The following is a 14909-nucleotide window of genomic DNA, read 5'->3' on the forward strand; positions in this document are numbered from 1 at the left end:
GAAACCACTCCTTTTTTGTTGTTAATTTGTGTAATCATTTTAACTGAAAAAATTTTCAGTATAGATAAAAATAATTGTAAATAATTGAAAAACTTTTAATTTCACAAGAAAAAAATACTTTTTTAATAATTAACAATGCTTTGTTGTCAACTTATGTAACAATTATATAAGTAAATAAAAAAAATTTTGCAAGGTTTGTGAAATCGTGGTAATCTTATATCAACGGCTCAACGCTTACATTTTTTCATGCAAACGCGCGCAGTGTTTATAAAAGAATTGAGGGAATGCGATATGCATGCTTTAACATCTGGTTTCAAATTTGCACCAACATAGCTGTTCTGATTACTGTTTGATGCTAAAAAGAATTTGAGATTGGAAAAATGGAAGAAAAATTATTTAATAAAGGCTTTTTAACAATTACCATCATTAATTTTATTGTGTATTTAGTGTATTACCTTATGATGGTTATTATTGCTGTTGTGGCACATGATCAATTGCATGCTTCTTTTGGTCAAGCTGGATTGGCTTCAGGAATTTATATCATAGGAACATTAGTAGCGAGACTGATTATTGGAAAAGAATTGGAGCTAATTGGTCGTAAAAAAATTGTTCGCTGGGGAGCAATTTTATATTTAATTACAACAATTGCTTACCTTTTTGTACCAACCATAGGCGCATTGGATGCAGTTCGTTTGTTTAATGGATTTGCCTATGGAATGACTTCAACGGCATTAAATGCCATTGTTACAGAATTTATCCCTGAAAAACGTAAAGGGGAAGGTATAAACTATTATGGTCTAAGTACTAGCTTGGCGGCAGCTATTGGTCCTTTCATTGGATTATTATTGTTAAATGCTACTAGTTTTAGATTTATTGTAATATTGTCAGTGATTTTGATTGCTGTTTCAGCGCTAGCTTTGTTTGCTATACAAATTAATAATGTTCAACTATCACCTGAACATTTGGCAGAATTGAAATCATGGAAAATTTCAAGTTTCATCGAATTCAAAGTATTATTGATTGCTGGCGTTGGATTTTTGATGGGGCTATCATATTCATCTGTATTGTCATTTTTGGCATCTTATGCCGAAAGTTTGAATTTAGTTTCAATCAGTTCGTTCTTTTTTGTAGTTTATGCAGGTATCGTTACTTTAACAAGACCGATGTCTGGTCGTATTTTTGACCGATTTGGAGAAAATTACGTAATGTATCCAAGTTATCTGTTCTTAACGCTTGGCTTAGTGGTTTTGTCATTGACTCATAATGGAGTTACTTTATTATTGTCTGGTGCTTTTATTGGCTTAGGTTATGGAACATTCATGTCAAATGGACAAGCTGTTTCATTAAAACTAGTCTCGAGCCATCGTGTCGGCATTGCCTTATCGACATACTTTATTGGCTTAGACTTGGGATTAGGTGTTGGACCGTATGCATTGGGTGCACTACATGCAATGCTATCATTCCGTGAATTATATCTGGTGTCAGCTACAATTCCAGTAATTTCTGCAATATTGTATCTCATATTTTATCATCCAAATAAGATTAAAAAAAATGCAGCAGATGTTTCTTCAAATAAAGGATTAGCTTAATAAAAAGCGATATGTTTCACGTGAAACATATCGCTTTTTAATTTAAAAAACACCTTTAAATTAACCACTCGTCTAAATTATCAATTTCGTGGGTAGGCTTTTGTGCAACATTCAACATCTGATTGCGGGAAGAAACGCCGGAGTATACCAGTAAGGTATTGATTCCAGCGTTAATACCTGCAAGAATGTCTGTATAATAGTTATCACCAACCATTACAGCGTCGGTATGACTAACTGAAAGTTTTTTCAATGCACCAGTCATAATAGGAATTTCCGGTTTAGCTATGACAATTGGTTTTATATCTGTAGCTGTTTGGATAGCAGAAATTAATGATCCAGCACCAGGTAACATGCCTCGCTCATTAGGTAAATTTGTGTCACGGTTTGTCGCAATAAATGTTGCGCCCTTTTGAATGGCCAAAGTAGCAGTAGTTAGTTTTTCATAGTTAAATTGTCGATCAAGGCCCGCTACTACAAAATCAACATCCTCCGTATCAGTTAAAATAAACCCTGCGTCTTTCAACGCTTGTTTTAATCCATTTTCGCCTATAACGTATACATGCTTTTTATTTGCTTGTGCAATAGTTTTAAGATAGTCAGCGGTGGCTATCGAACTAGTATAGACTTGTTCTGGAGCTGTTAAGATGTTATGATTTTTAGTTAAGTTTGCTGCGACTTCGGCGGGACTTTTTGTCGAGTTATTTGTTACAAATAAATAAGGAATATGAGCTGCTTTTAGCCGATCAATAAATCGTTGTGCTGCAGGAATTTGTTTGGTTCCTTGATATATAGTACCATCTAAATCGATGAAATAACCCTTGTATTGTGCCATGTTTAATCTCCATTTAATATTGAATGACTATATTATACCCATCAACAATAGTTGATATCAAACAACGAAGCAAAGAACTAATCTTTTTCATCTCAAACTCCCTAAAATAAAATCTCCCAAAAATATTTTATAATATAGTTCGCCCGCAAGTAATTGCGGGTTTTCGTTGCTTATGGTAAAAAAACATTCTTAATTCGATGTAGAAAGGGTAAAATATATGGATAGGGGAAAATAATTATGCCAAAAAAATATCGTGTACCACCGTTTTTAACACCTTCAGCAATTGTATCTCTGATTATTGCTATTAGTGCTGCAAACTTGGCAGTGAATGTGGCAACTGGCACAAGTGAGGGAGGTAAAACTTCTTCAAGTAGTAGTTTAGTCAGTACCTCAGGAATAACAACTAGTACTACCTCTACTGACTCAACTAGTAGTGATGATAAGTCTAGTAAATCATCGTCAACATCAAGTGATGCTGATTCAAGCGAAACGTCAGATACTACTTCTACGGATACGACATCATCTAATACATCATCTACGGCCGATACAACAACTTCTGGGACTACGAGTTCTTCATCTGTTATGTCTTCATCTACGGACAGTAGCACGGCCACTACTTCTTCGTCTAATGCAGCAACTAGTTCGGAGGGGGCTCAATAATGCTTACAATACTTGATTTAATCAATCATTATCTAGGATATTTTACTACAAATTCAAAAACCAAAGGACGAATATATACAGTTGTTGGAACTGTTGGTATTTGGTATTTGCTGTATCTCGCTTACCGTTTTTTTGTTAACGGACGTTGGCTTCGAGGAACCTTGATAGCAGCAGTATTTCTGTTATTATTGTATTTTGTTATTTTAAATATATTTTATTATTTTACGCAACGTACAATGAAGTGGGATGTGTCACCGGCTATAGAAAAAGTACTTGGTGGACATCAAGAAGAAAAAAATGAATCTACAGCAGAACGAGTAATAATGCCAGCCAATGGACTATATAGTCGTCAAAATGTGATGTCTGGTACAGTAGAAAGTGATGTTCAGCAACAGCAAAATATTAATTTCTTGGCGGCAGAAATGCAACAGCTTGATTTGATTGCAACAGATTATGGTCATTTTGGGGAACAGGCCCAACGACAAATTATTGCTCAGCAAGGAGTCATTCATGCTAACCACCCAGGAACCTTGTTACCGTATTTTGCTATGCAAGAAGAAAATGGCAAACTAAAAATATTTGGCGGCATTAATCAGTTACAGTCTCGTGAGTTAGGTGATGTAACAATGGTTGGTCTGACTCCTACTGCCCAAGCGATAATGAATTATCGCTTAGTCGTTGCTTCAGCAGTATTAACAGGTGGTCCAAGTCACATAGCAACGCGTAGTGAATTAATAGATGAAATGCAACCTTATAAAATAAAAATTGAAATAGCGTATGATCACATATAATTAATTGTATGGTTATAAAAAAAGAGCTAGTAAATAATTACAGCTCTTTTTTCATATGAATATGTTCTATACCGGCTTCCATAAATGGTGTACCTGTTGTTTCAAAGCCAAGTAGTTCATAAAAACCACGTGCTTGTATTTGAGCACCAAGAACCAACTGCTGTATATTATAGGAAGGGGCTAAGTCCTCAATATAATTCAATAATGCCGTACCTAAACCATAACCACGAAGAGACTGTAGCGTAGCAACTCGCTGAATATGCCAGATATTATCTGATTCTATGATTACACGGGCAGTAGCTGCTAATTTACTGTTAGCATAAGCAACGATATGAATGGCATTTTCTTCAGCAGATTGATCATTGAGTTCATCTGCTACGTTAACGCCTTGTTCAACAATAAAAACAGCTTTCCGTATTAATAAGGCGTCATCATGTATGGTGCCTAATCCTTGTTCATGTTTAATTTCTATTTTCATAGCATTAGTATAGCAATTGACAGCCATAAAAAGCAATGAATAGGTTTCGATGCATTGTTTTTAAAAAAGAAATGATAAGCTTAATCGCCATAAAATTGGTATAATGATAGTTATGAAAAAATATTTTAAAAATATTTGGCAAGAAATTTTATCGCCAAAGAATTGGTTACAGCAACTAAATACGCGTAAAGGTTTTTTTTCGTGGACGATTGTATTATTTACTTTAAAAACAATTTTAGCCTACGGTGCCGACTTTAATTGGTTACATGTTTCTGATCCATTACAAATTTTTTTAATGCTAATTAATCCAATCGGGTTTACCATGATTATTTTTGGATTTGCTTTATTTATTAAACCAAAGCAATTATATTATGGTGCCATTATGTTGTTGAATTTGGCTATGACGGGGTTATTATATTTAAATGTTATTTATTTCCGTGAATTCTCTGACTTTATGTCTGTTAACACGATATTAGGTTATAAGTCAGTGAATCAGGGTGGTAAGGCAGCTGGAGCTATTGCATTTGGTATTCATGATATTCTTTTCTGGATTGATATCATCATTTTGATTGGATTATTCGTGGTACGAAAAATTCGATTTGATGAACATGTTTTGAAACGTTTACAGCCGTTTAAAATTGTAACAATCGGTGTCTTTATTTTTATGGCTAATTTGTTATTAGCAGATTTTAATAGACCACAGCTATTAGTAAGACAATTTGATCGTGAATACATGGTTAAATACCTCGGTATAGGGCCGTTTACAATTTATGATGCGATTAATACTTACCAAACTAGTCAAATTAGAAAAACAGCAACTCCCTCAGAATTGACGGCCGTACAAAATTATATTAAAAAGAATTACGCAGCAATTAATCCTAAATTTTACGGAAAAGCTAAAGGTAAAAATGTGATTGTTATCCATTTGGAAAGCTTTCAGCAAATGTCAATTGATCGTAAAATAAATGGTCAAGAGGTGACACCTTTTTTAAACAGCCTTTATCATAGCAAATCTACGATTGCCTTTGATAATTTTTTCAATCAAGTCGGACAAGGCAAAACATCAGACGCTGAAAATATGTTAGAGACATCCACCTTTGGGTTGCCACAGGGGTCTCTATTTACCAAATTGGGTGATGATCAAACATTTCAAGCAATGCCTGCTATTTTAAATCAACGAGAAGGCTATTCGAGTGCAGTCTTTCATGGGAACATGGGCTCCTTTTGGAATCGTAGTACTGTTTATAAGCGCATGGGGTATCAAAATTGGATATCAGGAGATTATTTTGATATTACAGGAAAAAAAGCAACGTCTTGGGGATTAAAAGATAAGTTACTATTTCATAATTCGGTACCCTACTTAGAACGTTTGCAGCAGCCATTCTACGCTAAATTTTTGACAGTAACAAACCACACACCATTTACATTAGATAAACAGGATCAAGATGCTAACTTTCAGACGAGTAATACAGGCTCTAAATTAGTGGATAATTATTTTGTGACGAATCATTATCTCGACCAATCTGTAAAAGAGTTTTTTGCTTACTTGAAAAAATCAGGTTTATATAAAAACACGGCAGTGGTCTTGTATGGAGACCATTATGGTATTTCAAATACTGATGCATCTTATTTGGCATCATTACTCGGAAAAAATGCTGAAGATTGGAATGATTTAGACAATGCTAATCTTCAACGTGTTCCACTAATCGTACACATTCCGGGAATGAAAAACGGTTATATTGATCATACTTATGGTGGAGAAATAGATGTCGCTCCTACGTTAGAACATTTGTTAGGTATTAGTACGAAACGTTATATTCAATTTGGACAAGATTTGTTAAGTAAAAATCATAAACAAATTGTGGCATTTCGAAATAAAGACTGGATAACGCCGACGTATGCTAGTCTATCAGGAAGAATATGGAATACAAAAACAGGACAAGAAATCACGACTCCAAGTAAAACGTTGCAGGCTAAGGCTGACAAAATCCAAACCTATGTTAATAAAAAACTAGCCATGTCAGACAATCTGAATCAGAAAAATCTACTTAAATTCTACAACCCTAAAGACTTTAAGGCTGTTGATGCTGACTATGATTACAGTCAAGAAGCAACAATCAAGAGATTGAAAAAACAAAACAAAAAGTTAGGTACAAAATCAACCAGTTTGTTTGCAAAAAATGGTAATAAATCAACGTTGAGTGACTACGTTACTGATGCACCAGAAGTAGATGATGAAACTACGGATACAACTAGATTACTGCCAAGAAATGCGGATGATTGGAGTAATGATGAATAATTTTTATTAAATAAATCTACGATAAGTGATAGAACTTTAAGTTGGGAGTCATATATGGCAAAAATTTTGATTGCACTTGAAAGTATCGACCTTGGTGGTATGAAACGAGCAACGACGGTTGTTGGTAATGCACTTACATTGAATCATGATGTCACTTATTATACTTTTTCTGATGTACCACCTTTTTATGAATTACATGCACCACTAATTGTGGCCTCTCCGTCAGTAAAATTGACAAGTGACGCACAACCATTTGAAAGATACGCAAAAGAAATTAAAAATTTTGCAAAGCTTGCTCGTAAATATGATGTAGTTATTTTAGCTGGCGGATTATTGTCAAGTTTTGCTGCTGTTTTAAAGCCACAATTATCCGATACAAAACTAATTGGCTGGATGCATAATAATATTACGACATATGCTAAACAGTATTATGCGCAGATGAATGAAGCATTTGTAGATGGGTTAGGATCTTTGGACTCGATCGTGGTTCTCACTGATTTTGATTTAGCCGGATTTCAACAATATAATTCACATACCATCAAAATATGGAATCCTTTGACTATTGAACCACAAGGGTATAGTAAGCTTGATAAGCATGTTATATCATTTACATCACGTATTGCTATACAACATAAGGGAATTGATTTTGCAGTGCAACTGGCGTCTAAGCTTCCTAATGATTGGTGTTTGGCAATGGCTGGTGATGGGACTAAAGAAGATATGGAAATCTTTCAGCAATTAATTCGTAATACACAGGTCGAAGATAAAATTATTTATCGTGGCCCATTGAAGGATGAAGAATTGCGCTGCCACTACCGTGAATCGAGTTTATTTTTACAAACGTCAAGATGGGAAGGATTGCCGCTTGTATTAGTTGAAGCTATGAGTTTTGGCTTACCAATTGTCGCTATGAGACAAACGGGTTCTGCTGAAGTGCTCGATAAAGGGAAGTATGGTATTTTAGTTGATAATGGAGATGTAGAAGCTGCAGTTAACGAAATTAGTGCATTAATAAGAGATCCTCAACAGCGGTTAGCATGGTCAAAAAAATCAATACAAAGAGTACACGATTTCCAAATTGAACCAATATTGAAGCAATGGGAAATGTTATTCTAAACATTTTATCAGTTTTTGTTGACAAGTAACTTGACAACTATATAATATTAGTAAGAGGCTTAATTCTATGGATAGTTGTACCCCAAATTTCAATTTCAAAAAACCGGCCATTGAGAAACTACAGTTTGGTATAGGGGACCTTGCAAAAATGACAGATGTTTCCACACGGCAATTGCGTTACTGGGAAAAGCAAGGGTATGTTAAAGCGATTGAACGTGACGACAACCAAGAATCACGGTTATATGGTTTTCGTGCATTTGTTAAGGTTAGCATTATCAAACAACATATAAATGATGGGGATACGTTACATACTGCTGTCGAGCGAGCTAATAAGCAGCTTGATAGCGCCATGATTACCCAGCACATTATGAAAAAAGCATTTCAAGGACTGGAAGATTTTGATGGATCAGTAGCAGTTAATTTAGGCTATTTTGACGATGCTGAGACACAGTTGCTCTATGTTTTTATGGCAGATGGTAAAGTCAAATATCGTGTTGTTGATATAAAAAAATGATTGTTTCCATGACAATCATTTTTTTATTGCAACATAATATCTTTTAACTAGAATGGATGACTAATATATGGCACAATGGCAGTACAATTTTATAATTCTTTCTCAAAATGCTAATATAACGATTAAGGCGTTGTTAATCAGATGGCTATTGCCACAACGTTTACGTGGCGCACTACGAATTAAAAAGCATTTGCGTGTGAATGGGCACATTGTGCCAACTAGCTATGTATTACAGGTTGGGGATTGTTTACAGTTACTTTTTGAAGAAGACGATGTTCGTACAGGTCGCTCGAATTATGTCCCCAATGACGAACGACCTGTAAATATTGTATTTGAAAATAGTGATTTGGTTATTGTTAACAAACCAGCGGGTATAAAAATGCACCCGCATTCACCAACAGAAAACGATACATTACTTAACTACTTGGCGGCTGATTTTGTACGTCGAAGAATAAATGGTCAACCATATATGGTACACAGAATTGATCGAGCAACTTCTGGTTTAGTGATAGTGGCAAAGAATCCCGTGGTCGTACCTATTTTAGACAGAATGTTGGCAGATAAAAAAATTATTCGTACTTATTTGACATGGGTTAATGGTACCGTAAAAAATAAAAAAGGGACTATTAAATCAGCTATAGGGACTCATAAGTTTGATGAGAGAAAGCGTGACATAGACGGTTGTAATGCTCAAGCAGCCGTTACACACTGGTGGCTAATGCATACAGTATTTAAAAAGTCCTTACTGCGTGTTCAATTAGATACGGGACGTATGCACCAAATTCGTGTTCATTTAGCTAGTATTGGACATCCTATCATTGGAGATGATTTATATGGTGAGCAACCTTACCAGCGGATGTTATTACATTCGGCTTCGATAAAAATATCTTTACCATTTGATGGTGGTGTTAAAATAATTACAGGATCAGTGCCTGATGATTTTCCAAGACAATTACGATAGATACAAAAAGAACGTTTATTCAGATAAACGTTCTTTTTGTATCATATTTAATATAAATGATTAAATTAGGCTTTTTTTGCTTCTTTTGGTGTTTCAGTAACTTCTTCTTTTTTATCTAAGAAATTAGCTGCAAAGGCTGCTAATGCACCACCGAGTAAGTCAGCTACAAGATAAACCCATACGTGTGTAAGTGCTTTACCTTGTACAAAAATAGCAGGTGCCAATGCACGGGCTGGATTGAATGCGCCACCAGTAATCGGCAATACAACAACAACTAACACTGCTAACCAGATACCAATAATAAATGGTGCAGGGACGTTGTTTAGCTTAGTAACAATTGCAATAACCAATACAAACAAGAATGTTAATACTAGTTCAAATGCAAAGGCATACCAACCTGAGCCATCAGAGAAGTTTGTTTGTCCAAGCCCAGCTAGGCCAACGAATTGTTTTACAGTCATTGATTGACCAGATAAAGCAGAAGTTACAGTTGATGATTTCAGGTATGCAGCTACACCACCGTAAACAGCAGCAGAAGCGACGATAGCACCAAGTAATTGTGCGACTACGTAACCAATAAATTCAACCCATGGCAAACGCTTTTGAATGGCCATTGCTAGTGAGACAGCGGGGTTAAAGTGACCACCTGAAATGTGACCAAAGGCATAGATAGCAACGGCCAATGATAGACCAAATGCCAATCCGACAGTAATGGCCGATTGTGTTGTAGCAGCTGAGTAAACAACGCTACCTGTTCCAAAGAACACTAATATAAATGTTCCAAGGAATTCTGCGATATACTTACGCATGAAAATTCTCCTTATATGCATGTAAAATTACCAATATCTACTATTATACACTCTTAGATTAACTGGTTGTTAAATATTAAGGAAAAGTATCATTGACTTTTTAATAATAATGCATTAATAGCAACAATAATTGTTGACATCGACATAATAATTGCTGCAATCATAGGATTTAACATGAATCCAGCAAAAGATAGTACACCTGCAGCCAGAGGAATAGCAATAACATTATAGCCCGCTCCCCACCATAAGTTTTGAATTTGTTTAGTATTACTTCGTTGAGCTAAATTAATAAAATGAATAATGTTTAATAAGTGATCAGATACTAATACAGCATCAGCAGAAGCTTGAGCAACTTCTGTTCCAGCACCAATGGCAATACTTAAATCCGCCTGTGCTAAGGCAGGAGCATCGTTAATTCCATCACCAATCATTACAGTAGCGCCTTGCTTTTGATAATGCGATACAATGTTTATTTTATCTTGGGGTGAAACTTTCGCATGAACATCAGATATGTTTAATTCATTAGCGATTTTCTTAGCAGATAAAATATTGTCTCCAGTGATCATAACAGGTGTAATACCTTTTTCTAACAAGGACTGAACGAACTCAGAAGCTGATGATTTAATATTATCTCCCTGTGCAATAACGGCTATTACTTGGTTATTTTCTAACAAATATGATATTGAGCCCTCTGATTTAAATGGAACATAAGCAAGCTGTTTCTCTTCCAAATACTTTTCTGAAGCTAGAGTATACGATTGATTGTTTATCACACCACTAATACCATAGCCAGCAATATTTTCAACGTGAGAGGCTGCTAGAGTGGGTGCATGGTGTAGCTGTGCATAAGCAACAATAGACTTCGCTAAGGGATGTGTCGATTGCTGATCCAATGCTTGCATAATCCCTAATGCTTGATTTGAATCGAAATTATAAACCTTGAATTGTTTAACGGTAAAATTACCAGTTGTTAGCGTGCCGGTCTTATCCATTAATGCAAATTTTAAGTGTTTAGCCGCTACTAAAGCTTTCCGATTCTTAATTAAAATCCCTTGGCGTGCTGCAATAGATTTAGTTCGGTCAATAACCAGTGGAACAGCTAATCCCAAGGCATGAGGGCAAGCAATAACGAGAACAGTCGCTGCAATGTTAATAGCAAATCCCACGCCACGTAATGGGGTCCAAATGATTAGTGCACCACCTGCAAAGATTAGTGCCACCCAGAACAACCACCCCGCAACCTTGTCAGCCAACGTCTCCACATTAGATTTCTGATTCTCTGAAGATAAAAGAGTTGCTTTTAATTGGCCAAGGAAGGAAGAATCTCCTACAGCAGTTAATTTAACTTCCAGTGTGCCATTGCCATTAATAGTACCACCAAAAATTTGATCATTGTTCTTTTTGTCAACAAGACGACTTTCTCCCGTCATAAGAGATTCATCAACTTGACTGATACCGTTCGTTACAATACCATCTGCGGGAAAAGATTCACCAGCTAATACTTGCACAATCATTCCTGGTGCAAGCGTGTCAATTGACATATCCATTAACATGTCCCCATGCTTAACATGGGCAATAGAGGGCATCAGATTACGTAACTTTGAAGTTGCATCGCCTGCTCGCATAGTGACTGACATTTCGATTTGGTGACCAAGCAACATGATAACAATCAATGTTGCAAATTCCCAAAAGAAATTCATCATATGAAAGTGAAATAATTCTGTTAACAGGACGGCATAAATAGAGTACCAGAAAGTAACATTAAGACCCACAGTAACTAAACTCATCATAGCCGGTTTTCTATCATGTATTTCTCTGCGGGCGCCATCCCAAAAAGGTTTTGAACCAATAAAATATAAAACAGTTGACAACAATGCAGAAAGCCAAGTACTTCCAGGAAAGGTAAAAGTAAATGGTAGTGTCAATCCCATGAATGGTGTAATGATAATGATTGGAATCATTAGATAAAATGACCACCAAAACCTACGTTTCATATCTGACATGTTCATACTAGGCATTCCTGAGTGTTCATGACCATGAGAATGATTCATATTTGACATAGAATGTTCAGTTTTTTCCTGTGTTTCCTGATAATTCATATTCATGTGATTATGGTTCATATTCATTTGCAATCCTCACAATCTCCGGGCAGACAATCACAATTAATTGTTTCCGGAGCATTCTTTATTTTTTGTGTTAATAGTGTTTGTAATTTAACTATGTCTGAGTGAGATAGAGGAATATCATCAAACAAATCAATTAAAGCAGAGCCTATAGCCATGGAACACATACTGTTAATGGTTGTTTGTAGAGTTTGTGACATAGCATCATGTTCTCGGATAGTTGGTGAATATAGTCTATTTCGTCGAGCACCATTAGTTTTTAAAAAACCCTTTTGTAATATGCGATTCAAAAGGGTTTTAACTGTTGAAGGCTGCCATTTTTTTTTACTATACATGATGTGAATAATTTGATTGCTAGTCGCTTCACCTAACGTCCAAATGACACGCATGATTTCCCATTCACTTATTGTTAATATTTTATTCATACCTATAGTTTACATCTGTAGACTTAAAAGGGCAACTTATTCATTTTAAAGCTAAAAATATTGACATTGTCAAGTGTACTGTGTATTATAGTACACGTAGTACAGACGTCATGTTAGCTACGGGGAATAATGAAACGAATAAATAGTATCAATTGATAGGTACCTTACCACAGCCTATCAAAATTGAATCAGGAAGGGCACAGATGCCGCAAATTAAACGCAGTCAACCATTATATGAGCAATTGATGTGGCGCATTAAAACGCAGATTGCGTCTGGCGTATTGGAAATTGGTGAAAAATTACCATCAGTCCGAGAGATGGCTTTAATTGAGGGATTAAATCCAAATACGGTTGCAAAAGCTTACAAAGCATTAGAAGCACAAAATGTCATTGAGACGGTCACGGGGAAAGGTACTTTTGTACGTGAAAATGAGGGAATCGTGGATGACAAATTGTTATCGCAATTACATTTACAAATGACCGAGGTAGTGATTGAGGCCAAACGCGCTGCAATTGATGCTGAACAATTACATAAGTGGATTGAAGAATTATATGGAGAGATATCATGAGTTTAATTTTAGAAAATATTTCTAAAAAGATAAATCATCATGCCATTTTAAACAATGTGAGTTTTGAACTCAATGAAGGAGAAGTTGTAGGTCTAGTTGGCCGAAATGGTGCGGGGAAAACTACTTTGTTTCGAATGCTTTCAGGCGAAGTACAGCCTGATTTTGGACGAATAGGACTTGATGATCGTGATTACATAAAAACAACTGCATCACATGACCAAATGTTCTATGTTGACATGCCAGATAATTGGTTGGCATTTTATACGCCAAAAAGAATTAAAAGCATTTTAGAGGTAGCTTATATTAAATTTGATTCAGATTGGTATGATGAAAAACTCAAACAGTTTAATTTAAATAATAATAGTCGCATTCAAAATTATTCAAAAGGAATGAAGGCATTATTTACTATCATTGTGAGTTTTGCTAGTCGAGCGCAATATGTTTTATTAGATGAACCGTTAGATGGATTAGATGTGTTAGTACGTGACCAAGTTAAACAGCTTATTATTGATCGTGTAACTAAAAATAATACAACAGTTTTGATTGCCTCGCATAATTTAATTGAGCTTGATATGCTAGTTGACCGTATTTTATTGCTAAAAGATGGCACAATTGATCGTACTTTTGCTATTGAACATAATAAAAACATAAAGAAGTATCAGTTAGCTTTCGAAGGAGATGCCATGCCGGACTTCTTGAGAAATAATGGCACGATTATTGCTCAAGTGGGACATATTGTTACAATTGTATTTGACAATTTTGATGAAGAGATTGGGATTAAGTTAGCAGGGTCGGACTTTAAATTCATTGAAGAACTTCCAATTAGTAGTGAAGACATATTTAGAGCTAGTTTTGCTAATGAAGTTAGTGCTTGGCAACAAGTCATTGGAGGTGAAGCATGAAACAGGCAATAAAGCTCTATGGAAAGATTAAATCAAACCAAATTATATTAATTGCACTGCTTGGTATCTTAGTAGCTTGTTTTGTTGGTGGCATTAATACGTATTATGGTCGTTCGATAACTAATATAGGATCAGATGAAGGTTTAGGAGGGCTTCTTCTAGCTATTATGCTATTAGCTTCAGGTGCTTCGGTGTATACTGACCAAACACGACACTTGAATACATGGCTAAGTACACAAAACGTTTCTAGGAGACAAATATTTCTAAGTAAACTACTTTGGATGGTTATTGGACCAATCTTATTTAGTAATATTATTGATTTTGGTATGTCTTTGGCTTCGCAAACTCATAATTTATCAAAAGTATTGGATAGCAATTTAGATGATAGTTTAGAAGGGCTTTTTTTGGTGAGTTTAGTGGTATTGGTTAGCATCATTTTGGGACCAATATGGCCTAAAGTGATTGGCAGTATATTTGTACTAATTGTTTCATCATCTATATTTGAATTGGGAGCTAATTATATTGTTTTCGATGCTACAAATGTAATTGATAATAAATTAATAACATGCTTTGGAATACTAATATTACTAAGTATTAGTTACTATATAGTGGGTACTATAGGCGTGGAAAGTGAACATGAAATAGTTCGTATTCCTGTATTAAAGTGGCCAATTGTTGTATTTGTATTTTTATCAACATTTGTGTTTAACATAAATGAAAATGCATTCAACTTGAATTCATTTATATTACCAGTAGTGTTAGGTTTAATCACATTTATATTTGTATTTAAGCCAAAATTATCTTGGCAAAAGTGAAAAATTAGCATAATTAAAAAGGGGAA

General features: G+C 35.2%; 15 protein-coding genes. 10 read left to right on the plus strand and 5 right to left on the minus strand.

The genetic code is table 11. The features are described from left to right. Positions 1–380: 380 nt before the first annotated feature. The gene (locus tag ESZ47_RS06965) at positions 381–1589 is read left to right on the plus strand and encodes an MFS transporter (protein WP_148606043.1); all 1209 of its coding nucleotides are present in this window, start codon (positions 381–383) and stop codon (positions 1587–1589) included. A 55-nt stretch (positions 1590–1644) separates the two neighbouring features. Here the strand turns inward: ESZ47_RS06965 and ESZ47_RS06970 are convergent, their stop codons facing one another. Further along, complete coding sequence (locus ESZ47_RS06970; protein WP_148606045.1) at positions 1645–2421, minus strand: TIGR01457 family HAD-type hydrolase; 777 nt, start codon at positions 2419–2421, stop codon at positions 1645–1647. Between the two features lie 237 nt (positions 2422–2658). Between ESZ47_RS06970 and ESZ47_RS06975 the strand changes: the two genes are divergently transcribed. Further along, positions 2659–3081 carry a hypothetical protein gene (locus ESZ47_RS06975; RefSeq protein ID WP_148606047.1) on the plus strand — a complete coding sequence of 141 codons (423 nt, stop codon included), beginning with the start codon at positions 2659–2661 and terminating at the stop codon, positions 3079–3081. After that, positions 3081–3872: a DUF6681 family protein gene (locus tag ESZ47_RS06980; RefSeq protein ID WP_148606049.1), complete on the plus strand. Its 792-nt coding sequence runs from the start codon at positions 3081–3083 to the stop codon at positions 3870–3872. The genes ESZ47_RS06975 and ESZ47_RS06980 overlap by 1 nt, the downstream gene beginning before the upstream one ends. A gap of 37 nt (positions 3873–3909) precedes the next feature. Here the strand turns inward: ESZ47_RS06980 and ESZ47_RS06985 are convergent, their stop codons facing one another. Continuing rightward, a complete protein-coding gene (locus ESZ47_RS06985; protein ID WP_148606051.1) occupies positions 3910–4350 on the minus strand; it encodes a GNAT family N-acetyltransferase in 441 nt (146 codons plus the stop codon). A gap of 103 nt (positions 4351–4453) precedes the next feature. On the opposite strand from ESZ47_RS06985, the gene ESZ47_RS06990 reads away from it, so the two are divergent. From ESZ47_RS06990 to ESZ47_RS07005, 4 genes are all read left to right on the plus strand, one after another. Next, the gene (locus ESZ47_RS06990) at positions 4454–6649 is read left to right on the plus strand and encodes an LTA synthase family protein (RefSeq protein ID WP_148606053.1); all 2196 of its coding nucleotides are present in this window, start codon (positions 4454–4456) and stop codon (positions 6647–6649) included. A 54-nt stretch (positions 6650–6703) separates the two neighbouring features. Next, positions 6704–7765 carry a glycosyltransferase gene (locus tag ESZ47_RS06995; protein WP_148606055.1) on the plus strand — a complete coding sequence of 354 codons (1062 nt, stop codon included), beginning with the start codon at positions 6704–6706 and terminating at the stop codon, positions 7763–7765. Positions 7766–7832: 67 nt separating this feature from the next. Then, positions 7833–8279, plus strand: coding sequence for a MerR family transcriptional regulator (locus ESZ47_RS07000; RefSeq protein WP_148606056.1), 447 nt, complete (start codon positions 7833–7835; stop codon positions 8277–8279). Between the two features lie 67 nt (positions 8280–8346). After that, a complete protein-coding gene (locus ESZ47_RS07005; RefSeq protein WP_148606058.1) occupies positions 8347–9240 on the plus strand; it encodes an RluA family pseudouridine synthase in 894 nt (297 codons plus the stop codon). A 65-nt stretch (positions 9241–9305) separates the two neighbouring features. Here the strand turns inward: ESZ47_RS07005 and ESZ47_RS07010 are convergent, their stop codons facing one another. From ESZ47_RS07010 to ESZ47_RS07020, 3 genes are all read right to left on the minus strand, one after another. After that, the gene (locus ESZ47_RS07010; protein ID WP_148606060.1) at positions 9306–10049 is read right to left on the minus strand and encodes an MIP/aquaporin family protein; all 744 of its coding nucleotides are present in this window, start codon (positions 10047–10049) and stop codon (positions 9306–9308) included. 89 nt (positions 10050–10138) lie between these two features. Then, entirely contained in the window at positions 10139–12175 is a 2037-nt protein-coding gene (locus ESZ47_RS07015) for a copper-translocating P-type ATPase (RefSeq protein ID WP_148606062.1), read from the minus strand. After that, complete coding sequence (locus tag ESZ47_RS07020; protein ID WP_148606064.1) at positions 12172–12597, minus strand: CopY/TcrY family copper transport repressor; 426 nt, start codon at positions 12595–12597, stop codon at positions 12172–12174. Before ESZ47_RS07020 ends, ESZ47_RS07015 begins: the two co-directional genes overlap by 4 nt. A 203-nt stretch (positions 12598–12800) precedes the next feature. On the opposite strand from ESZ47_RS07020, the gene ESZ47_RS07025 reads away from it, so the two are divergent. Genes ESZ47_RS07025 through ESZ47_RS07035 form a run of 3 tightly spaced genes read left to right on the plus strand, consistent with a single transcriptional unit; the run spans position 12801 to position 14883 of the window. Further along, the gene (locus ESZ47_RS07025) at positions 12801–13166 is read left to right on the plus strand and encodes a GntR family transcriptional regulator (RefSeq protein ID WP_148606066.1); all 366 of its coding nucleotides are present in this window, start codon (positions 12801–12803) and stop codon (positions 13164–13166) included. Beyond that, positions 13163–14068, plus strand: a complete 906-nt coding sequence (locus tag ESZ47_RS07030; RefSeq protein ID WP_148606068.1) for an ATP-binding cassette domain-containing protein — start codon at positions 13163–13165, stop codon at positions 14066–14068. Before ESZ47_RS07025 ends, ESZ47_RS07030 begins: the two co-directional genes overlap by 4 nt. Then, entirely contained in the window at positions 14065–14883 is an 819-nt protein-coding gene (locus ESZ47_RS07035) for a hypothetical protein (RefSeq protein ID WP_148606070.1), read from the plus strand. Before ESZ47_RS07030 ends, ESZ47_RS07035 begins: the two co-directional genes overlap by 4 nt. Positions 14884–14909 lie beyond the last annotated feature (26 nt).

Origin of the sequence: Leuconostoc litchii, from assembly GCF_008107645.1 — a bacterium.
GTDB classification, from domain to species: domain Bacteria; phylum Bacillota; class Bacilli; order Lactobacillales; family Lactobacillaceae; genus Leuconostoc; species Leuconostoc litchii.